This is a genomic window from Maribacter sp. 1_2014MBL_MicDiv (assembly GCF_001865655.1).
Taxonomy (GTDB): domain Bacteria; phylum Bacteroidota; class Bacteroidia; order Flavobacteriales; family Flavobacteriaceae; genus Maribacter; species Maribacter dokdonensis.
This window is the reverse complement of sequence record NZ_CP011318.1, coordinates 743,276-764,188: the sequence shown is the minus strand read 5'-3', so window position 1 is coordinate 764,188 and position 20,913 is coordinate 743,276. Positions and strand designations below refer to the sequence as shown.

Annotated in this window: 19 protein-coding genes; 8 read left to right on the top strand and 11 right to left on the bottom strand. The window is 35.4% G+C overall.

The window, feature by feature from the left end; all coding sequences use genetic code 11:
- Nucleotides 1–77: 77 nt before the first annotated feature.
- From YQ22_RS03160 to YQ22_RS03135, 6 genes are all read left to right on the top strand, one after another.
- A complete protein-coding gene (locus YQ22_RS03160) occupies nt 78–2,048 on the top strand; it encodes a gliding motility-associated C-terminal domain-containing protein (protein ID WP_071340047.1) in 1,971 nt (656 codons plus the stop codon).
- A 5-nt stretch (nt 2,049–2,053) separates the two neighbouring features.
- Complete coding sequence (locus YQ22_RS03155; RefSeq protein ID WP_071340046.1) at nt 2,054–3,007, top strand: PorP/SprF family type IX secretion system membrane protein; 954 nt, start codon at nt 2,054–2,056, stop codon at nt 3,005–3,007.
- A 56-nt stretch (nt 3,008–3,063) separates the two neighbouring features.
- Nucleotides 3,064–3,594: an isopentenyl-diphosphate Delta-isomerase gene (gene idi / locus YQ22_RS03150; protein WP_071340045.1), complete on the top strand. Its 531-nt coding sequence runs from the start codon at nt 3,064–3,066 to the stop codon at nt 3,592–3,594.
- On the top strand, nt 3,594–4,001 hold the full coding sequence (locus YQ22_RS03145; protein WP_071342486.1) for a 6-pyruvoyl trahydropterin synthase family protein: 408 nt from the start codon (nt 3,594–3,596) through the stop codon (nt 3,999–4,001). Before idi ends, YQ22_RS03145 begins: the two co-directional genes overlap by 1 nt.
- A gap of 74 nt (nt 4,002–4,075) precedes the next feature.
- On the top strand, nt 4,076–5,038 hold the full coding sequence (locus YQ22_RS03140; protein WP_071342485.1) for a type I phosphomannose isomerase catalytic subunit: 963 nt from the start codon (nt 4,076–4,078) through the stop codon (nt 5,036–5,038).
- 57 nt (nt 5,039–5,095) lie between these two features.
- Complete coding sequence (locus YQ22_RS03135; protein ID WP_058105671.1) at nt 5,096–5,365, top strand: hypothetical protein; 270 nt, start codon at nt 5,096–5,098, stop codon at nt 5,363–5,365.
- A 77-nt stretch (nt 5,366–5,442) separates the two neighbouring features.
- Here the strand turns inward: YQ22_RS03135 and YQ22_RS03130 are convergent, their stop codons facing one another.
- The 5 genes from YQ22_RS03130 to YQ22_RS03110 form a co-directional block, all read right to left on the bottom strand.
- Entirely contained in the window at nt 5,443–6,138 is a 696-nt protein-coding gene (locus tag YQ22_RS03130; RefSeq protein WP_058105672.1) for a DUF4369 domain-containing protein, read from the bottom strand.
- Nucleotides 6,139–6,221: 83 nt separating this feature from the next.
- On the bottom strand, nt 6,222–7,496 hold the full coding sequence (locus YQ22_RS03125) for a DUF819 family protein (RefSeq protein WP_071340044.1): 1,275 nt from the start codon (nt 7,494–7,496) through the stop codon (nt 6,222–6,224).
- 34 nt (nt 7,497–7,530) lie between these two features.
- Nucleotides 7,531–8,334 carry a Cof-type HAD-IIB family hydrolase gene (locus YQ22_RS03120; RefSeq protein WP_071340043.1) on the bottom strand — a complete coding sequence of 268 codons (804 nt, stop codon included), beginning with the start codon at nt 8,332–8,334 and terminating at the stop codon, nt 7,531–7,533.
- 1 nt (nt 8,335) lies between these two features.
- Nucleotides 8,336–10,534: a DUF5916 domain-containing protein gene (locus tag YQ22_RS03115; protein WP_071340042.1), complete on the bottom strand. Its 2,199-nt coding sequence runs from the start codon at nt 10,532–10,534 to the stop codon at nt 8,336–8,338.
- Nucleotides 10,535–10,651: 117 nt separating this feature from the next.
- Nucleotides 10,652–12,913 carry a transglycosylase domain-containing protein gene (locus tag YQ22_RS03110; RefSeq protein WP_071340041.1) on the bottom strand — a complete coding sequence of 754 codons (2,262 nt, stop codon included), beginning with the start codon at nt 12,911–12,913 and terminating at the stop codon, nt 10,652–10,654.
- Nucleotides 12,914–13,001: 88 nt separating this feature from the next.
- Between YQ22_RS03110 and YQ22_RS03105 the strand changes: the two genes are divergently transcribed.
- Nucleotides 13,002–13,775, top strand: coding sequence for a S1/P1 nuclease (locus YQ22_RS03105; protein WP_071340040.1), 774 nt, complete (start codon nt 13,002–13,004; stop codon nt 13,773–13,775).
- On the opposite strand, the gene YQ22_RS03100 is transcribed toward YQ22_RS03105, so the two are convergent.
- On the bottom strand, nt 13,776–14,054 hold the full coding sequence (locus YQ22_RS03100; RefSeq protein ID WP_071340039.1) for a TIGR03643 family protein: 279 nt from the start codon (nt 14,052–14,054) through the stop codon (nt 13,776–13,778).
- Nucleotides 14,055–14,217: 163 nt separating this feature from the next.
- On the bottom strand, nt 14,218–15,090 hold the full coding sequence (locus YQ22_RS03095; RefSeq protein WP_058105794.1) for an AraC family transcriptional regulator: 873 nt from the start codon (nt 15,088–15,090) through the stop codon (nt 14,218–14,220).
- A gap of 214 nt (nt 15,091–15,304) precedes the next feature.
- Here YQ22_RS03095 and YQ22_RS03090 point away from each other — a divergent pair, with 214 nt between their 5' ends.
- A complete protein-coding gene (locus tag YQ22_RS03090) occupies nt 15,305–15,889 on the top strand; it encodes a hypothetical protein (RefSeq protein WP_071340038.1) in 585 nt (194 codons plus the stop codon).
- 51 nt (nt 15,890–15,940) lie between these two features.
- On the opposite strand, the gene YQ22_RS03085 is transcribed toward YQ22_RS03090, so the two are convergent.
- The 4 genes from YQ22_RS03085 to htpG form a co-directional block, all read right to left on the bottom strand.
- Complete coding sequence (locus YQ22_RS03085) at nt 15,941–16,300, bottom strand: DoxX family protein (RefSeq protein WP_071340037.1); 360 nt, start codon at nt 16,298–16,300, stop codon at nt 15,941–15,943.
- Nucleotides 16,301–16,312: 12 nt separating this feature from the next.
- Complete coding sequence (locus YQ22_RS03080) at nt 16,313–18,106, bottom strand: DUF885 domain-containing protein (protein WP_071340036.1); 1,794 nt, start codon at nt 18,104–18,106, stop codon at nt 16,313–16,315.
- An 18-nt stretch (nt 18,107–18,124) separates the two neighbouring features.
- A complete protein-coding gene (locus YQ22_RS03075; RefSeq protein ID WP_071340035.1) occupies nt 18,125–18,760 on the bottom strand; it encodes an MOSC domain-containing protein in 636 nt (211 codons plus the stop codon).
- A gap of 230 nt (nt 18,761–18,990) precedes the next feature.
- Nucleotides 18,991–20,880, bottom strand: a complete 1,890-nt coding sequence (htpG, locus tag YQ22_RS03070) for a molecular chaperone HtpG (protein ID WP_058105795.1) — start codon at nt 20,878–20,880, stop codon at nt 18,991–18,993.
- Between the last annotated feature and the right edge of the window lie 33 nt (nt 20,881–20,913).

The following is a 20,913-nucleotide window of genomic DNA, read 5'->3' as shown; positions in this document are numbered from 1 at the left end:
AATTGAAACAAAGATCCCAAATCGATTTGAAAAAAAATTATACATATAGAACTATAATCCTAAGCATTGTTTTTACAATGCTGGGGATTTTTGTCTCAAACGCGCAGTTTTTATTGCAGGCTCCAACAGATAGTGATCAAAATAACTTTCGTTGGTACGAAGCCTCGGATACCGCAACAGTTTTGGGTACAGATTCTTTTTACGAAGTAACCCAACCTGGTATTTACTTTGCAACATACGATGGTACTTTATGTGGTTCTAATGCAACGGGATATTTTATTGTAACGGATTGTAATAATCCTGAGAATGAAGTAACCATGGATATTACCAACAATGTATCTACCGGAGCTACGGTAAATTGGAGTCCGGCTATTACGGGAGACCAATTAAGGCCAATGGTAATTGCAACCGATGCTGTTGTAAAATATACGGCGATGGTAACCAAGGCGGGCAATACGTTCAACCTCCCTAATTTTACTGTGGTTTGTTTACCACAAGCAGCAGACTTAGAAGACGATTTTGTAACCACTGATGAAGAAGTACCTATAGTTATAGATATTTATGGTAATGATGCCGATTTACCCGATGTTGGTGCTTTAACAGCGACCGATCCTTCTAATGGTTCGGTAAACATTGATGATGGTGGTACACCCAATGATCCTTTAGATGATATTGTAACCTACACTCCAGATACAGATTTTAATGGTACCGATAGTTTTGACTATACCATTTGTAATGCTTATGGAGATTGTAGCACAGCTACAGTAACCATTGAAGTTTTACCGGTTTTAGATACCAACGATGATTCCATTGCAATTGATATAAATGCAATTACTGCCATAGATACATGGCAATTGAACGATAATGATTTGCCAACAGATGGTTCGTTCAGTGTTACACAACCAACCAATGGTTCTGTTACCGTTGATGATAATGGTACGCCAAATGACCCATCAGATGATATTCCTACGTATTTTCCTAACAACAATTACTTAGGCACAGATGCTTTTGACTATACGGTTTGTGATACTGTTGGTAACTGTAGTACATCAACCATTACAATTATGATAAATCCATTAGGTGTAGATATGGATAGTGATGATGATGGTATTGTTGATAGCTTTGAAGATTTAAATTTAGATGGTGATAACGATCCATCTACCAACCCGACCGATACGGACGGAGATGGATTTCCGGATTATTTGGATATCGATGCAGATGGCGATGGTATACCCGATAATGTTGAAGCTCAGGCAACTGCTGAATACATTCCGCCATCAGGGATCGATGCGAATACCAATGGTTTAGATGATGCCTATGAAGCTAATGGTTTAACTGGAATATTCCCAGTAGATACTGATGGAGATAATCTGCCGGATTATTTAGATGAGGATAGTGACAATGATAATGTGCCGGATGCTATAGAAGGTCATGACTATGACCATGACGGTATTCCAGATGTTGTAGCAATTGGTTCTGATAAGGATAATGACGGTTTAGATGATGGTTATGAAGGAGCAATTTCTGTAGATACAGATGTCAACGATGAAATTGATGACCCGTATGCACAACTTCCTAATACCGATAGTGATGAAGAATCAGATTATAGGGATACGGATGATGACGATGATGGTATTGAGACTCGTGATGAAGATTTAAATCTAAACGGGGATTATGCAGATGATGATACGGACGGTGATGGTATACCTAATTACTTGGATTCAGATTTAGGTCAATTAGAAGAAGAAATTGAAGTTTTCAACGTTATTACACCTAACGGTGATGGTATTCATGATGTTTTAAGAATAAACGGATTGGAAAATTATCCTAATAACACCTTGAAAATCTATAACAGATGGGGAGTATCGGTTTATATGACCAAGGCATATAATACAGAAGGTAATGTCTTTGATGGTACTTCTGAAGGAAGGGTAACAGTAGATGTTGATCGTAAATTACCGGTAGGTACATATTTCTATATACTGGATTATGAACTGCCTAATGGAGAAACCGAAACATTGTCTGGTTACATATATATAAATAGATAAGAATAATGCTTAAAGATTTTATATACAATAATAAAGTACAACTACTAAAACGGGTTTTCACCGTAGTGATGCTTGGTCTTGGGGTATTTTGTTACGGCCAGCAAGACGCGCAGTACACACAGTATATGTATAATACCATTAGCGTGAATCCTGCATACGCCGGCTCTAGAGGGCATATAAGTATAGGTGCTTTACATAGATCTCAATGGGTGGGCTTAGATGGTGCACCAACTACACAGACTTTTAATGCACATTCCCCAATTGGATATAGAGGTGTAGGCTTAGGACTATCTATTGTTAATGATGAAATAGGACCTACGTCAGAAACTAATTTTGATATCGATTTTTCATACACCGTATGGACTTCTACCGAGGGTAGATTAAGTTTTGGTTTAAAAGCAAGTGCTAACTTGTTGGATATTAGGTTTTCAGAATTAAATCAATATACTACAGATCCTACTTTACAGCAAGATATAGATAATAGGCTTTCGCCAAATATTGGAGCGGGAGTATACTACCATACGAATAAATTCTATGCGGGTTTGTCCGTACCCAGATTTCTAGAGACCACACACTTTCAAGGATCAAATTTATCTACGGCAAAAGAACAAATGAACCTTTATTTGATTACCGGATATGTTTGGGATTTAAACGAATTTTTAAAATTTAAGCCAGCACTACTTACCAAAGTGGTAAGAGGAGCACCTTTACAAGTAGATTTATCGGCGAACTTCATGTTGAACGATAAGTTTATTTTAGGAGCGGCCTATAGATGGGATGCCGCCTTTAGTGGTATGGCTGGGTTTAATGTATCAAACAAATTTTTAATTGGTATAGCATACGATAAAGAAACAACAGAACTTGGTAATACAGCTTTTAACGATGGATCCTTTGAAGTTATTTTCAGATATGATTTCATAACTACCAAGAACAATTTAAAATCTCCTCGTTTCTTCTAGTATTTTCTTTTTATACATTTTTACGTAAAATAAGTTAAACGCCTTATTTTTACGTTATGAAGGAAGAACAGGTAATTCTCGTAAATCAAGATAACGAACAAATTGGTACCATGCCCAAAATGGAAGCTCATGAAAAGGCGGTGTTGCATAGGGCATTTTCAGTATTTATTATAAATGACAACGGAGATATCATGTTGCAACAAAGAGCGGCATCTAAATATCATTCTCCGTTACTGTGGACCAATACATGTTGTAGCCATCAGCGCGTTGGTGAATCTAATATTGAAGCCGGCAAAAGAAGGTTGCAGGAAGAAATGGGATTTCAGGCTGAATTGAAAGAGTTATTTTCCTTTATATACAAAGCTCCTTTTGATAATGGATTAACGGAACATGAATATGATCATGTAATGTTGGGGAATTTTAATTCAGAACCTAATATAAATCCTGATGAGGTAGAAGCCTGGAAATGGATGTCACCGGAAGCTGTAAAAGAGGATATTTCTAAATATCCCAACGATTATACAGCGTGGTTTAAGATTATCTTCGATAAGTTTTACGAACATTTATTTAATACGCCGGCGAAATGATGAAGGTTAAGGTAAGTAGAAAAGCACATTTTAATGCTGCCCATAGATTATATAGGAAAGATTGGGATGATAATAAAAACACTGAAATTTTCGGAAAATGTAATAACCCTAATTTTCACGGTCACAACTATGAAATGGTTGTAAGTGTAACAGGTGAGATAGATCCAGAAACGGGTTTTGTAATGGATATGAAGGTGTTAAAAGATTTGATCAAAGTAGAGATTGAAGATTATTTAGATCACAAAAACCTTAATGTTGAGGTAGAAGAGTTTAAAAGCTTAAATCCTACGGCTGAGAATATTGCAGTAGTTATTTGGAAAAGATTGCGTTCGCATATTCAAATAAGTCATGAGCTTGAAGTGGTTCTTTATGAAACACCAAGAAACTATGTTACATTCTCTGGATAAATTTAAAATGTAAGAAAAAACTTTATTTTTCGTTATTAGTTTAATTTAGTAGACCAACAAAAAAACTATCAATGATACATCCATTAAAATTTAAGCCTATTTTAAAAGAAAGGCTATGGGGAGGCACCAAATTAAAAGAGGTGTTTGGAAAACCAATAGAGAGTGATATTACTGGTGAAAGCTGGGAATTATCTACCGTGCCAGGAGATATTTCAGTGGTTGCCAATGGAAGCTTAGAAGGTAAATCGCTTCAAGAATTAATAGATTCCAATGGCGAGGAGTTGTTAGGGAAAAGCGTCGTTGAGCGTTTTGGAAAGGAATTTCCCATTTTAATAAAATTCATTGATGCAAAACAAGACCTATCTATTCAATTGCACCCAAATGATGCCTTGGCAAAAGAACGTCATAACTCTTTTGGAAAGACAGAAATGTGGTATATTATGGATGCAGATCCTAAGGCAGAGCTTATAGTTGGTTTCAATAAAGATGTTACCAAAGAAGAATATGCTGAAAGTGTTGCTAATGATATGCTACTTGATCTTCTTAATTATGAGCAAGTTAAAGAAGGGGATACATTCTTTATCAATACCGGAAAAATTCATGCTATAGGGGCAGGGGTAATGTTGGCAGAGATTCAGCAAACTTCAGATGTTACCTATCGTGTTTTTGATTTCAATAGAAAAGACAAAGATGGAAACCTTAGGGAGTTACATACAGACTTGGCGTTAGATGCTGTAGACTATGAAAAGAAAGACGATTTTAAAGTTTCTTATAGCCAGGAAAAGAATGAAGTAAATACCATGGTAGATTGCCCATATTTTAAAACGAACTTTATTGAGCTTACTGAAAACTTGGAATTGGATACGGTAAATAGAGATTCGTTTACCATTTTTATGTGTGTTGGCGGTAAAGCTAAGATCAGTACTGCAGAAGGTGAAGTAGCTATTAAGAGTGGCGAAACGGCACTATTACCAGCATCTACACAGAAAATTTCATTACAATCTACAGGAGCTAAATTGTTAGAGGTTACTATTTAAGCTGTAATTAACAATACGGCAAACCAAAAATTGTACTTTTGTAAAAAATAATTAGAGATGGCAAGTATTAAAAATTTAAAGAAAGATATTAATAATGTTCTTGGTGACATTATAGAAGGTGTTTATATAGTAGAGGCAACCAACGGTACTACGCATTCAAAAGAGGGTACTGCCATTATTGATGAGGCAATAGCTACATTTGATGAATTGGTGGCTAAAGTCAATAAGAATGATGTTGAGAACAAAAAAGCACATTTCAAAGAAGTAAGAAGTGATTTGGAAACAAAAGCAACTAAATTGGTAGAAGACCTAAACAAGTTGGCTTAATTCAAAATTCCTTTAGAAATAAAAAAGCATCCTAATCATTAGGATGCTTTTTTAGTTATACCAATTTGGTAAGTGCATTAATTCTTTCCAAGTAGTGCAGCTAGCTCTTTACCATATTTAGATGCCGCCACCTCTGGTGATAGCACACTATATATAGAATCTAAATATTTTTTGTTGGCATCTGGTATTTCCTTAAGTGCAACATAAGGCGCAATAAAGGATGATTTGTTGTTAAGAGCAAAATTGATGGCAAAAGCATAGCCGCGTTGTAAATTTCTATTGCTGATATTTTCTAGGGAATCAATACTCACAGCACTTACGTCACCCTTTGCTTGCGCGGCATTCATCATAATTTCAATATTTCTCTTATTAATGCCAGACATGGTCTCTCTGTATTCTTCAAGTCTTTTTTGAGTTTCAGAGCCCGTAATTTTAGCTGTGGTATCAAATGTATTCCAATCGGAATTTATGGTCATCGTACCTGGTTCCGCAAAGAAAGTAATACGGTCATTGATATCGTTATTATCTTTCTTATCTAAATACAAGTAAAATATTTCAGGACTGGATAATTTGGTTTTGAAAGAGAAATTTCCATCTCCGTTAATGGCAACCGAATCTACAGTAATTAAAACTGAATCTGGTACATGTTGCAGGTAAAGCGTACCTTTTTTTAAACCTTTTATTTTACCGTTTACAATTAGGGTTTCTTTTGTGTCATCACCACAAGAGCTCAACGCCAATAGTGCAGTAATTACGAATAATATTTTCTTCATTCTTCTGATTTAGGGCGCAAATATCTATAAAATTTGATAATTAAGAACGCCAACTTTTTAATTTGTTAGTAACTAAGGTCTGTTTATAAGCTTGAAGCCACTTCCATCAAATATGCACATAGCAATGCGCCTCCTGTACCTACAACGTAGCCTAAAACGGCCAATAGTACTCCTACCGAGGTCAATGAAGGGTGAAATTCAGCAGCTACAACAGGTGCAGAAGCAGCGCCACCAACATTCGCCTGGCTACCTACCGCTAGAAAAAAATACGGAGCTTTTATCAATTTAGCCACTAATATCATTAATCCTGCGTGAATGCTGATCCAAATAAAACCAACGGCGATCAATCCTGGATTTTCAAGAACTTTGCCCAGGTCCATTTTCATACCAATGGTGGCAACCAAAATATAAATGAACATTCCACCAATTTTGCTGGCACCCGCCCCTTCATAATTTTTAGCTTTGGTGAAAGAAAGTGCTATACCTAAACCAGTAGCGATTACCACCATCCAGAAAAAACTAGAACCTAAGAAGGATAAAAAACTCTTTTGGTCGCTTACTACATCAAAACTACTGGTTAAATATGTGCTCATGTAATCACCAAAAAAATGAGCGATACCTACTGCTGTAAATGCCAAGGCAAGCATAATCATATAATCGTTCAAGGTAGGTACACGGGTAATTTTCTCCGTAAACTCGGTCACCTTTATTTTTAAGGTTTCAATAGCAGAAGTATCTGCCTTTAACCATGAATCAATTCTTTTGGTTTTACCAACTCCCAATAATACAATGGCCATCCATACATTGGCTACCACAATATCAATTAATACCATACCACCATATTTTTCAGGGTTATATTGAAAAATTTCTAGCATGGCAGCTTGGTTGGCACCACCACCGATCCAACTACCGGCAATTGTAGATAGTCCCCTCCAGATAGCATCAAAATCGTTACCGCCAACTGTATCGGGTGAAAAGATAGATACAATAAGAATAGCAATGGGGCCACCGATAATAATACCTGCGCTACCGGTCAAAAACATAATAATTGCTTTAGAGCCTAAGTTGCTAATAGCTTTAATATCTATACTTAAGGTCATAAGTACCAAGGCAGCCGGTAAAAGATATCTACTTGCCATAAAGTATAAATTGGAAATTTCATCGGAAACTATGCCTGTACTTGTCAGTATTGCAGGTAATAAATAGCACATAAGAACAGCCGGGACTATGGAATAAAACTTGCTCCAGAAGCCCGTTTTTTTATTTGATGTGTAAAAGATGAAACCTAAGCAAAGTGCTAAAAGTCCAAAAACTACAGTGTCATTTGTTATTATGGGCTGGGCAATTAAGTGTGGCATATACATATAGGTAAGTTGCTAATTTCAAATATAGTTAATTCACTAAGTTTTCTGCAATGTAATGCGCTACACCATCTTGGGTGTTTTCTAATGTTATATAAGTTGAAATAGCTTTTACTTCTTCTCTTGCATTTGCTACGGCAACACCGCAGCCTACATTTGAAAGCATATCTATATCATTATAATTATCGCCAAATGCGATTACATCTTGCAATGATTCATGGTCTTTTAATAGCAGCTGTATAGCAGATAGTTTTGAAACTTCTTTTGGAGCAATCTCAATTAAAGTATCGTTAGAACGGTAAAGATTCAGTAATGCACCCAATTTTTCATTAAGAATAGGCATTAATTCATCTGCACTTTCTTTAGTACACATAAGCATAATTTTGTGAGCACCTATCTTTCGTTCATTCCAATCGCTTAAAGTAGTATCGGTATCTTGAAAAGTAGGGGTAGATTTAGTGTATTTAATTTCTTTTTCTACACGTACCGATGTTCTTGGAACGTACCATTCATTTTTATAATATAGACCTAAGTCTGCATTAAGCCCTTTACACAACAAATAAATTTGGTTTAAAACGGAAATAGGTATGAATACAGATGTAATTTCAGTATTGCCAGATAGTACCAAAGCACCATTATAACATATTATAGGCTGTTCTTTAATACCTAAATCTTCTTGAATGTAATACATAGCACTGGGCATTCTAGCGGACACTAGTATTATGTTGGTTTCATGTTTAATTTTATTGATTTGTTCAATAAGATATTTAGAAACGTCACTTTTAGAAGATAGCATTGTACCATCTAAATCTGAACAAAGGATTTTGAATTTCATTTTAAATATTTAACCAGTAGGTAAGTTTTAAGTTGATAGAACGATATTTGGGTTCAAACGAATTGACAAAATAATTGTCATTATACACTATAAATAAATCTGACAATGGAGCAAAACGCCATTGCAACCTAGAGTTAAAACCTAAATTATCTCTTTGGTTGCTATATTGTACCAGCGTAGACCAAAATATAGACTTGCTAAAGGTAACATCTATTTTAGGACTAATTAGCCAAATATCTGTACTTGAATAGGGTTCCGGTAACGATATTTTATCATAGTTCATGGCCAATGACAAAAAAACTTTGGGTTGAAATCTTAAAAACATTTCAGCTCCCAAAGAAAATCTATCTCCATTAAAAAAGCTTCCTAACGTAGGTTCAATGCTATAAGCAAATCTTTTTCTGCTGTCAGATTGGTATTCCAATGAAATAAAATTATAATGATAGCCAAGCATTCCGGGTAGTGGTATGGCATCATCTAAGTTGGTAGGGTCAAAATCTTCGAATAAATAGGTGTAGGAATGGGTGTATGATACATTTATTTCTGATTGGTCATTAAATTTAGATTCCCAGGCCCCCATAAGGTCATAGTCTGTATGTAAAAAATCATTTTCTGGACTCCAGGTCAACACTGGGAAAAATTGAAAACTGTGACTCTGTAAAGCACTGTTTTCCGGCCAAAAGACACGCTCAAACATTGTGGCTGTCTTAAAAATATCTGTTCTACGAATAAAACCAAGATCGGACCTAAAGTCTTCACCTATATAAACTAAGTCCTCAAAAAAATTCCAGTTTCTAGAATTGTATTGCATAAATGCTCCTGACGAAAGATTTGCCTTGCCTGCATCATGTGCAAATGATTTATGTAGATAGAATTTACCATTCCATATATTGTTATCCGATATTAAGTTATAATCAATACCGGCAACCCTATTATAGCGATCTTCATCATCTTGAAAATCATAGTCCTTAAACGTTTGTCTATTGATAAAGAACATTCCAATATTGGAACGTCCAAAAACATTTTGCTGAAGCGCCAACATGGTGTTGTTGTTCGAAGCTATATTTTCTTCAATATCTTCAGCGGTCTGTAGATTTAGAAAACCCAATCTAAGCCCTTTATTGATCTTGCCGCTTAAACGTACACCGCCAATTATTTTATTTTCTATAGTATTGTCTGCAGTATCTTTGGCTATACCTATACGTCTCGAGAAGAACGGATTTGCATCTCTACCACCACCAAAGCTGCCAAAAAGGTCACTGTTGTCAATAAAGAACTGTCTTTTTTCGGGCAGGGAAACTTCAAATCTGGTGAGGTTCGTAATCTGGTCGTCTACCTCTACTTGAGAAAAATCGGGATTTACCGTTACATCTAAATTCATACTATTGCCAATGGCAATTTTGGCATCTCCACCTACATTAAGTTTTGTATTGGCTTCATCCAATTCAAAGTCCTTTTGTGACCCCATATTTATATACGGAATAACAGCAAGTGGCGTACGGAATTTACCCAATGGTTGTTCAAAAATCATATCACCCATAAAGGTGAGACCGTAAATATTCTGGTTTTGGGGAATATTGATCCAAGTACTATTCTCGTTAGATTGTGTATCAAATCTATAACTATTAAAACGCCATTTTGTTTCCCCTTCTTTAAACTTGAAGGCAGTTAATGGTATAACCATTTCAGAAGTGTAGTAATCTTCATATATTTTAGAATCTCCCCTCCATTTCACATCCCATGAAATAGTAAATCCGTTAAGGTTTAGTCCGCCACCTGAAACTAGACCTTCTCGTCTTACACCATAAGGGTTTATACCGAATAGAAAAGCATTGTTTCCATCATTGAAAGTATCAAAGAGCAAGGTAATATTATCACTGTTGCCAGCTCTAAAATCTCGTTTTAGCGATTGTATTGAATAATCTTGGCCAGCTGTGTAAATGGTTATTCCAACGTAAAGATTCTTGTCGTCATAAAGCATTTTAATTTCTGATTGCTTTTTAGATTGTACAGAATCTGTTGGGAAGTATTGCCAAAATTTATCCGCTTTGTCTGCCTCTATCCATACGGGTTCATCAAGAATACCATCGGGAGTTATGTTGGCGGTTATTTTTTTTACAACAAATGATTTGTCGTTGGTTTGGGCATTTAAAAGTATGCAAAAAAGTATAAGCACTAAAGTACTTAGGTATTTGGTCATTTTGGTAAAAGTTTGGTAGTCAACCAAATTTAAGTTTTTGTTTGTTAAATAAGTTGTACAACTGTAATAAAAACACAAAAAATGTAACTAAAACCGAATTTTAATACCTGAATGATTTTAACCTTTAAACTTTTTACTCTTCTTTTTATTGGGGTTCTTAAATAGACGTTTAAAAAAACCATCGCGCTTTATTGGGTCGCAATTTAAAGCTTCTTGTACCGTAACAGTCGGTTTTGGAAAGGTCGGTTTTGTATATGTATTAAATTGCTTGTCCTTATTCAATTCTTTCATCCAAAGTCCAAACAAGGGTAGGGCAGCATTGGCACCTTGTCCAATGCTTGTATTGCTAAAACCAATTTCGTGTTGATCCAGGCCTACCCAAGTAACATGAACAAGTTTAGGGGTAAAGGCAACAAACCAAGCATCTTTATTATTCTGTGTTGTTCCGGTTTTACCGGCAATATCATTTTTGAGTCCATAGGTGCTTCTAAGTCTTGCTGCAGTTCCAGAATTAACGGTAGATTTCATCATTTCTATCATTATCTGTCCGGTTTCTTTTGAAAATGCTGACTTTTCGTTTAATTCAGAATTAAATTCAACTAAAACCGAGTCTCTATGATTAGAAATACTTTTGATCAGGTTTGGCTCAATGTGTTTTCCGTTATTGGCATAGCTGGTATAGGCCTGTGCTAAATCAATGATTTTTATTTCTCCTGTTCCAAGCGCAATAGAAGCTTCTTTAGGCAGTTCATTATTAATACCCATATTTTTTGCCATGAGAAGAACGTTGTTAATTCCTGCCTTTTCCAGAACTTTTACGGCAATAGTATTAATAGAGTTGCTAAGCCCTTCTTCCATAGAGTAGTTGAGGTAAGCTTCATCCTTATCACCAGAATTGGAAGGAGACCAGCCTTTTAAATTATCATATGCTATTTCTTCGGCAGAGAAATAGGTACAGGGTGAAATGCCTTGGTCTACTGCAGTGGTATACACAATGGGTTTAAAAGTAGACCCAACCTGGCGTTTACTTTGAGAAATATGATCATACTTATATTGCTCAAAATTAATACCACCAACCCATACCAAGATGTCACCATTTGTGGGGTCTACCGCAAGTGAGCCGGTATTTAGGAATTTGGTATAGTGTTGAATACTATCCATAGTACTTGCCATTTGTTCTTCGTCACCTTGCCAAGTTTTAAAAATTCTCTTTTGCTTGTCTTTAGATAGGCTATCAATAATCTGCTTATGAGTTAATCCGGATTTTTGTAATCTTTTATAGGTAGAAGTTCGCCTGGCAATTTTTTCCATCAACTTTTTATCCTTTAACCATGGTGCATTGGTACCGTAGCTTTTTTCAAAACTATTTTGAAGCTTAGACATATGTTCTACCATTACATCTTCAGCTAATTGTTGCATCTTGTAATTAAGTGTAGTGTAAATTTTGAGTCCAGAGGTATAGATATTATAATCTGTTCCACTTTCATTCTGTTCAGCGATCCAACGTAACATTTTTCTACGAACTTCTTCCCTAAAATAGGGGGCAATGCCAGCGTTGTAATCAAATTCCCTATAATCTAAATCAAGGTCTTCTTGAGAAAATTTTGTAACCTGTTCTTCCGTAATAAAATCATTGTTGTACATGGCACGTAATACCAAATTACGTCTGCCCAAACTTTTTTTGGGAAAAATTCTAGGGTTGTAGCCATACGTAGCTTTTAACATACCTACCAAAGTGGCAGCTTGTGGAGCAGAAATATCCTTGGTTCTGGTATTAAAGAATTTAAGGGCAGCGCTTTCTATGCCAAATGTATTATCACCAAATGAAACGGTATTTAAGTAATTGGTCAGTATTTCTTTTTTAGAGTAAGTTTTCTCCAATCGTTTGGCAATGATCATTTCCTTGACCTTATTGACAACTATATTTGTTTTATTTCTTTCTTTTCTTGGGTACAGGTTTTTCGCTAATTGTTGGGTTAACGTGCTGCCCCCGCCAGATGAATTATCTCCTAAAAGTATAGTTTTAAAACCTACCCGAACAAGACTTCTAATATCAATACCAGAGTGCTCATAAAAACGTTCGTCTTCAATGGCGATCAAGGCGTGTATCAAATGTTCTGGAAAATCCTCGTACGCCACCGGTTGCCTATCATATAAATAATATTTACCGATCAATACACTATCTGCGGTGAATACTTCTGATGCCATTTGATATTGAAAATTGGAAAGCTCCTTTTTTGAAGGAATTTTTCCCCATAACCCAATATTTATACTACCGATAAAAAGTATAAACAATGCAAAAAGACAGAGAATACCTAAGCCTATAATTTTAAGTAATCCTTTTTTTCTATTTGTGCTGCTACGTTTCTTCTTCATCATTTATGCAAGTTCTGATATAAATTTAATCTTACCAAGTTTTAACAATACCTTAAATTCTGATGTACTATTTTTGGGCAAAATTTAGACGATGAAGTATATCTTTTTTTTATTGGTACTAGCAGCCAATGTTACATTTGCAAATGATATGTATTGGTCAAAAACCGGGCATAGGGTAGTAGGTGAAGTTGCAGAGCAGCATTTGACTAAAAAAGCAAAGAGAGCGATCAATGATTTATTGGAAGGTGAAAGTTTGGCTGCTGTTGCAAATTTTGCAGATGAAATAAAATCTGATCGTGCCTATCGTAAATTTAGCGCATGGCATTATGTAAACATTCCTTTTGGGAAAACTTATGATGAAATAGAAAAGAACGAATATGGTGATTTGGTACAAGGGGTGAAAACCTGTTTGGAAATCATTAAGGACAAGAATAGCAGTAAGGAAGACAAGGCATTTTATCTTAAGTTTTTGGTTCACCTTATTGGTGATCTACATCAACCTATGCATGTGGGTAGAGCAGAGGATAAAGGAGGTAATGATATACAATTGCAATGGTTTGGCAATGGTACCAATTTGCATAGGCTTTGGGATTCCAATTTGATAGACGAAAATGGAATGAGCTTTACAGAGCTTGCTGTGGAATATCCTAAAATGTCCAAGCAACAAATTAAGTTTTTGCAAAAAGGATTTTTGTTAGATTGGGTTGAAGAATCTCACTTATTGGCAGAGAAAGTATATGCCTCAGTAGAGGTTGGTGAAAAATTAAGTTACCGTTATAGTTATGACTGGTGGCACACCGTAGAAGATCAATTGCAAAAAGGAGGCGTTAGGCTAGCGGCGGTTTTAAATGAAGCTTTTAAATAATTAGCGCTTAGATATTTTATTGCCAGAGATGTTTCGTTGTCTAGAACATCGAAATCTATCCGTATCATCTGTACGAAGTTTGGCGTGTTTTGTAGCACGACCTTGAACACGTTTACGCCACATTCTAAAACTGCTTGGTTTCATTTCGCGACGCATAACTTCTATAGTTTCTTGTTCGCTAATACCAAATTGAAAAGTTATGGCTTCAAAAGGAGTACGGTCTTCCCAAGCCATTTCAATAATACGGTCTAATTCTCTTTCTGTAAATTCTTTATTCATAGCGTGATAAAGGTACTACATGATATGATAAAGTAGAAACTTGTTCATATTTTGTTGTAGCTCAAAAAAAGTAAACAATAGGATAAAAAAACAAATCCGGATAGTGTATGAAAACACCATCCGGAAGCTGTAAAATTTTGATACTATATATAAGGTATAAAACTTACACCAAAACATTCTTTAATTCATTTCTATATTCTGAGGGGTTTTGCCCTGTAAATGCCTTGAACGATTTATTAAAATGAGAAAAGTTGTTGAAACCACATTCAAAACAAACTTCAGTAATGCTTAATGGTTTTTCCGCCAAAAGTTTAGAAGCGTGTACCAAACGGTATTCATTTACAAATTGTACAAAGGTCTTATTGGTAATCTTTTTAAAGTATCTACAGAAAGAGGGTATGGTCATACTAACCATAGATGAAATTTGCTCTAAGGTAATTTCTTCCCTAAAGTTATTCTTGACAAAATTAAAAACGATATTTATCCTGTCATTATCCTTTACATCTGTAGCAAAAGAGAATCCTTCTGCGTTCAACAAGCGCATATCGTCAGAATTTCCGAGGTCGTTCAATATATTAAGTATGGAAAGTAAGCGCTGAAAATCTGTTTGATATTCTAACACTTCCATTTTATCACCAATCTTTCTTTTGGTTTTTCCAGAGAAAGCAATTCCGCCACTGGCGCTGTTAAAAAGCTTTTCAATTTTCTTCATTTCAGGAATCTTAAAGAAATCTGTTCCAAGAAAATCGGTTTTCATTTGCACAACGGTTTCACTGGTGTTTCCGGTAAGTGCATCGGTAAACCCGCAATGTGGTAAATTACTACCTATTAATATAAGGTCGCCATTTGTATAATAAGATACGTGACTACCTATTTGTCTCTTTCCTGAGCCACCATTAACATATACCAGTTCTAGTTCTGGGTGGTAATGCCACAGGTTATTTCGGTTAATTCTGTTCTCATCAAACTTTTGGTAAGTAAATGAATGACCAAAATCGGGCTTTATGGCTTCAAATGTAGGTTTATGTTTTACCATGGTAATACTTGTTTGTACTATAAAATTAAACATCAAGTTTTAGATGTTCTTTGCAAAATTAACTAAAATATGTGTAATCTTAACATAGGGGTAATAACGAGTATGTAAGTAGGTTAAAATAGAACATAAATTGGGAAAATATGATGTAGTAAGAGCTTTATAACGGCTGTATGTTTGTAGTGTAAATTATAATGAACCCGTAAAATAATTTATTATGAAAAACCTAGTAAAATTCACAACAGTTGTTGCCTTTATGTTCGCTACAGTAGCAGGCATGGCAAGAGAGCCAAAGTTAAACCTATTATCTGCAGGAAAAGCCAAGAGTGTGGTTTTAACGATGGATGCATCTTCTAACGGTGTACAGGTTAAGTTAATGGATTCTGATTTAAATGTAATTTATTCAGAGAAAATGGCACAGGGTCATTTTAGCAAGAAGTTAAATTTAAAAGATTTGACAGATGGTGTATACTTCCTATCTGCCGATGATAACATGACAAAATATTCATATACTATTGTTTTAGATAACAATGATGTGAAAATCGTAGAATCTGATGAAGATATCAAGCCTTTCTTTAGAAAGACCGATAACATGATCTTCATGAACTATTTAAACTTAGACAAGTCTAAATTATCTATAAAGATATACGATACAGAAAGTAGAACAGTATTTACACAAGAAGTAGCAGACGAAATGATCGTTGAAAAAGCTTTCAATTTCGCAGATGCTTTCCCAGGTACTTACACTGTAACAGTGAAGTCAGCTGGTAAAACATATACTGAAGAGTTTGTTGTTAATTAAGTTGATTTAAGTTGATTAAGAAGGGGACGGGAGCGTCCCCTTTTTTGTTTTCTATACTTTTAAGTACGTAAATGCCCAGTACATAAGGGCAAATTGTATTGGTAGTCGCAATAAAAGTGCCCATTTAGGAAAACCGGCACTAGCCTTTTCACTAGACAACATATAAAAGTGAACCAATAAAAATACTGCTAACATCGCTATTATACCATAAATAGCAAGGTCTTTTGTTTCTTTGAAAAACAACCCTACACCTAAAATAATTTCAGCAATACCACTTAATAAGACTAAAGCTTTATGAAACGGAAGGTACCTGGGCATTATTCTCAGATATACCTTGGGTTTTATAAAATGTAAGGTACCTGCAATAATATAAATTGCGCCCATTACATATAAATGCCAAGGATATGTCATAAGTGAATAAAGTTATGCTTTTGTATTAGCTGAAATCCAGTTCATTATTTTTTCTTCTAGAAGTGCTAATGGAACACAGCCAACTTCAAGAACTTTTTCATGAAAAACCTTGATGTCGAAATCTTTACCAAGGTTGGCTTCAGCTTTTGCCCTAAGTTCTAAAATTTTGAGCTGCCCTATTTTATAGGACAAGGCTTGACCAGGGTTTGCCATATATCTTTCAATCTCTGCAGTAATACTAGCTTCTGATTCAGCCTCGTTATCCAAAGAATATTGAATTGCTTTTTCCCTAGACCACCCTTTAGAATGTAGACCCGTATCTACCACTAAACGAACTGCACGATGCATTTCTGCACCGAGCATCCCAAAATATTGGTAAGGGTCTGTGTAAAGTCCTAATTCTTTACCTAATGATTCTGTATATAATGCCCAACCTTCACCATAGGCACTATACCAAAGGGTCTTTCTAAACTGTGGTAAACTTTCATTTTCTTGTGTCAATGAAATTTGAAAGTGGTGACCTGGTATAGCTTCATGTAAAAACAGATCTTCGTCAGAATACGTATTGTAAGAAGTAACATCTGGTATGGGTACATAGAAAATACCTGGTCTTGTGCCATCTAAAGATCCAGGATTGTATTCTGCACTGGCCGATGCTTCTCTGAAAGCCTCTGTACGTCTAACCTCAAACGGAGTTTTCGGTTGTTTACTGAACAAGGCATTTACCTTGGGCATCATTTTTTTATGAATGTCGTTAAAATTATCAATAACCTGTTGGGGGTCTGTAAATGGCATTAACTCTTTTTTAGTGCGAACTTCATTAAAGAATGCTTTTAGATCCCCTTTAAAGCCAACTTGTTTTTTAACGCTTTCCATTTCTGCACTAATTCTGGCAACCTCTTTTAACCCAATTTCATGAATTTCATCTGCCGTTAAATTAGTGGTAGTGTATAATTTAATTTGGTACGCATAAAAAGCATCTCCATTGGGTATACCTTGTATACCACTGGTTTCTCTGCCGGCATTTAGATATTCGGTTGCCATAAAATCATGCAATTCTTTGTAGGCAGGAATAATTTTGTTGTTAATGATTTTCGTATAGGTATCCGTCAACCTTAATTGATCTGATTCGGTAAAATCAGCTGGAAAGTTTTTAATTGGAGAATAAAATAAGTTGTTTTCTAACTTGGCATCTGCAACACTGGCTAACTGCGGTAAAACTTTTTTGATAAGTGATTTTGGCAGAATATTTTTTGCCTTCATACCCTCTTGCATTTTAGTTTTTGCAGATTGAAGCCATACCACATAATCTTCTAAACGCTTGCTCCAGTTTACGTAGTCGTCGGTTGTTTTAAATGGCTGTGCACTTGTACCGCCTGCTAATTGCCCCATCATAAGATTCATTGACCACATCTGATCAATAGGCGTATAATTTTCAAAAGCAAGACCTTCTAAGTTAACCTTACACTCCCATTTAAGAATTGCTTTGGACATTTGCTCACTTTCAGAAAGTTTTGCGTCTTCAAATTTTTCAGCTCTTTCTAAATACGTTTGGTAATAGTTTACCAATTCCTTCTTAAACGAATCAGAAAGAAAATTAGGTAGGGTGTCATTATATCTATTATCACCTTGAAAAGTGGCGTTCAGCGGATTCAGTTTTAATCCGTCGTCATAATAATGAGCCAATAAAGTTATGAAGCCAACATTATGAACGGTAGGATTTGTAGAAACCTCTCCATTAGTTTTTAGTTGGGCTTGGGTATAAAGCCCAGTTATTAAGGCAAATGCAATTATTATGTTTTTCATTAAGATGGGTATTAAAAATTAAGATAAGTACTTTTTGAACCTATCTTTCTTGTACTGTGGTACAGATTCGTTGTTCATGAACAGTTCAAGTAAATCTCTTGATTTAACTTTTGAGAACATTAGTTCATAAAATTGCTGAATGGTTAAAGTGTTTTTAGATTGCTCAACTAAAATTATCTCATCACCTTTTGTTACGCTACCTTCCTTTAAGATTTTAACGTAAGTGCCCGGGTGGTTATGGTCAATAAATTCTTTGAGTATTTTTTGTGATCCAAATCTAACTCCTAGTTTATAACAAGGTTCACGTGGTTGGGTAATTTGTACAATAGCCTCGCCAATTTTGTAAATATCTCCAATACGTACTTTAGATTCATCTAAGCCGTCTACGGTTAGGTTTTCACCGAACATGCCCCAGTCCCATTTCAAATCCGGGTAGCGGCTTTTCCAATAATCATAGTAATCGGCAGAAAAAAGGTAGCACGCTTTATTGGAACCGCCATGATGTACACGGTCAATAACGGTATCGTTCTTAACATCATTTTCAGTTAAAAATAACGATGTAGATGTTGGGTATTTAAAGATGCCGGTTTGCTCAGTGGCACCGTTCCATTCAAAAGTAACCGGGTCTCCTAAATTTGTAGAAATCACCTTCATGCGGTGAAGATAAAAAAAGCACCAATAAATATGGTAATAGGTTTACTTAAAGTTGACCAAACTGTTATTAAATTGGTTGAAAACAGGTTGTGTGAATTTAAAAACGGTAATTTTCCTTGTAATTATTGAGGAATTCTTAAAATGGTAGTTCGATCTAGTATTGAGTTTAAAAATAAAAAAGCCACTACATTTTTTGTAGTGGCTCTTATGAAAATTATAGGAAAAGGAACTTACTTCACCATCTCATAACTACGTTTAATAAACTCTGTTAATGCCTTCCCTTTAAGTAAGCCTTTGGACAACTTTGCCAAGTCAAGTGATTGATTGATCAATCGCTCTTTTTTCTTGGCTGTTTTTGTATTTAAAAACTCGCTGACCAATGGGTGATTGGTATTGACGATAAGGTTATACATATCTGGCATAGCTCCCATACCGAACATACCACCGCCACCGCCGGTCTGCTGCATTTCTTTCATACGGCGCATAAACTCAGGTTCTGTAATGGTGAACGGAGAAGCGTCACTATCCATTGCTTCCAATTGAACGGTAAAGCTTTTATCTGTAATAGCTTCTTCCAATTCTTTTTTCAAAGTCTCTTTTTCTTCATCTGAAAGTTTAGAGATTTGAGTTTCCTCTTTTTGGATCAACTTATCTATATGGTCTGCATCTACACGAGCAAATGATATGTTCTCTTTAGAACCTTCAAGTTTTTGCATTAGGTGACCAATAATTGGTGAATCTAATAGCAATACTTCATAACCTTTAGCTTTTGCTGTTTCAATATAGCTGTGTTGCGCTTCTTTATCGGAAGCATACAGAATTATGGTTTTACCATCTTTATCTGTCTGTGCATCTTTAATTTTTTCCAATAGCTCATCATATGTAAAGTATGAACCGTCTACGGTTGGGTAAAGTGCAAATTTATCTGCTTTGTCAAAGAACTTATCTTCAGACAACATTCCGTATTCAATAACGATTTTGATATCGTTCCATTTAGCTTCAAAATCTTCTCTGTTGTTTTTGAACAAAGAGTTTAGTTTATCGGCAACTTTTCTGGTGATGTAAGAAGATATTTTCTTAACGGCACCATCTGCCTGTAAATAAGAACGAGAAACGTTTAACGGAATATCTGGAGAGTCTATTACTCCACGTAACATAGTCAAGAATTCAGGAACAATACCTTCAACGTTATCTGTTACGAAAACTTGATTTTGGTATAACTGAATTTTGTCTTTCTGTACATTAAGATCATTTGTTAATTTAGGGAAATACAGAATACCCGTTAAGTTAAAAGGATAGTCAACATTTAAATGAATGTTGAATAATGGCTCCTCAAATTGCATTGGGTACAATTCTCTGTAGAATTCTTGGTAATCTTTTGCTTCTAAATCAGCCGGTTGTTTTGTCCAAGCTGGGTTAGGGTTGTTAATGATATTATCTACTTCTTGGGTAGGAGCTGGGTCATCTTCTTTTGCATCTTCCGGTTTCGGTAAAGTTTCCGTTTTCATTCCAAATTTAATTGGAATAGGCATAAACTTGTTGTACTTGCTTAACAAACCGCTGATCTTGCTGTCTTCAAGAAACTCGGTTGAGTCTTCTGCGATATGAAGAATTATTTCTGTTCCACGGGTTTCTTTTTCTGCCGGTTCCATTACAAACTCTGGAGAACCGTCACATGACCAATGTACCGCAGGTTCGTCTTTGTAACTTTTTGTAATGATCTCTACTTTATGTGCTACCATAAATGCGGAATAGAATCCTAGACCAAAATGACCAATAATTCCAGAATCTTTTGCAGTATCTTCATACTTATTCAAAAACTCCTCTGCGCCTGAAAATGCTACTTCGTTAATGTATTTTTTAACCTCATCTTCTGTCATACCAAGACCTTGGTCAATGATATGAAGTTTTTTACCTTCTTTGTCCGCCTTAATTTCGATGATGGGGTTACCATACTCTACTTTGGCTTCTCCAATAGAGGTCAAATGCTTTAATTTTAAAGTTGCATCTGTTGCGTTAGAAACGAGTTCTCTTAGAAAAATTTCATGATCACTGTACAAGAATTTCTTGATCAGTGGAAAAATGTTGTCTACCGACACATTAATTTTACCTGTTGCCATTTTTTATATGTTTTATGCCACATTCATCGTGAC

Coding starts and splice junctions, on each gene's coding strand:
- YQ22_RS03090 (WP_071340038.1), top strand. CDS start 15,305: ATGAAAAACCTAGTAAAATTCACAACAGTTGTTGCCTTTATGTTCGCT.
- YQ22_RS03105 (WP_071340040.1), top strand. CDS start 13,002: ATGAAGTATATCTTTTTTTTATTGGTACTAGCAGCCAATGTTACATTT.
- YQ22_RS03145 (WP_071342486.1), top strand. CDS start 3,594: ATGAAGGTTAAGGTAAGTAGAAAAGCACATTTTAATGCTGCCCATAGA.
- YQ22_RS03080 (WP_071340036.1), bottom strand. CDS start 18,106: ATGAAAAACATAATAATTGCATTTGCCTTAATAACTGGGCTTTATACC.
- YQ22_RS03100 (WP_071340039.1), bottom strand. CDS start 14,054: ATGAATAAAGAATTTACAGAAAGAGAATTAGACCGTATTATTGAAATG.
- idi (WP_071340045.1), top strand. CDS start 3,064: ATGAAGGAAGAACAGGTAATTCTCGTAAATCAAGATAACGAACAAATT.
- YQ22_RS03095 (WP_058105794.1), bottom strand. CDS start 15,090: ATGGTAAAACATAAACCTACATTTGAAGCCATAAAGCCCGATTTTGGT.
- YQ22_RS03155 (WP_071340046.1), top strand. CDS start 2,054: ATGCTTAAAGATTTTATATACAATAATAAAGTACAACTACTAAAACGG.
- YQ22_RS03135 (WP_058105671.1), top strand. CDS start 5,096: ATGGCAAGTATTAAAAATTTAAAGAAAGATATTAATAATGTTCTTGGT.
- htpG (WP_058105795.1), bottom strand. CDS start 20,880: ATGGCAACAGGTAAAATTAATGTGTCGGTAGACAACATTTTTCCACTG.
- YQ22_RS03085 (WP_071340037.1), bottom strand. CDS start 16,300: ATGACATATCCTTGGCATTTATATGTAATGGGCGCAATTTATATTATT.
- YQ22_RS03120 (WP_071340043.1), bottom strand. CDS start 8,334: ATGAAATTCAAAATCCTTTGTTCAGATTTAGATGGTACAATGCTATCT.
- YQ22_RS03130 (WP_058105672.1), bottom strand. CDS start 6,138: ATGAAGAAAATATTATTCGTAATTACTGCACTATTGGCGTTGAGCTCT.
- YQ22_RS03075 (WP_071340035.1), bottom strand. CDS start 18,760: ATGAAGGTGATTTCTACAAATTTAGGAGACCCGGTTACTTTTGAATGG.
- YQ22_RS03115 (WP_071340042.1), bottom strand. CDS start 10,534: ATGACCAAATACCTAAGTACTTTAGTGCTTATACTTTTTTGCATACTT.
- YQ22_RS03125 (WP_071340044.1), bottom strand. CDS start 7,496: ATGCCACACTTAATTGCCCAGCCCATAATAACAAATGACACTGTAGTT.
- YQ22_RS03110 (WP_071340041.1), bottom strand. CDS start 12,913: ATGATGAAGAAGAAACGTAGCAGCACAAATAGAAAAAAAGGATTACTT.
- YQ22_RS03160 (WP_071340047.1), top strand. CDS start 78: ATGCTGGGGATTTTTGTCTCAAACGCGCAGTTTTTATTGCAGGCTCCA.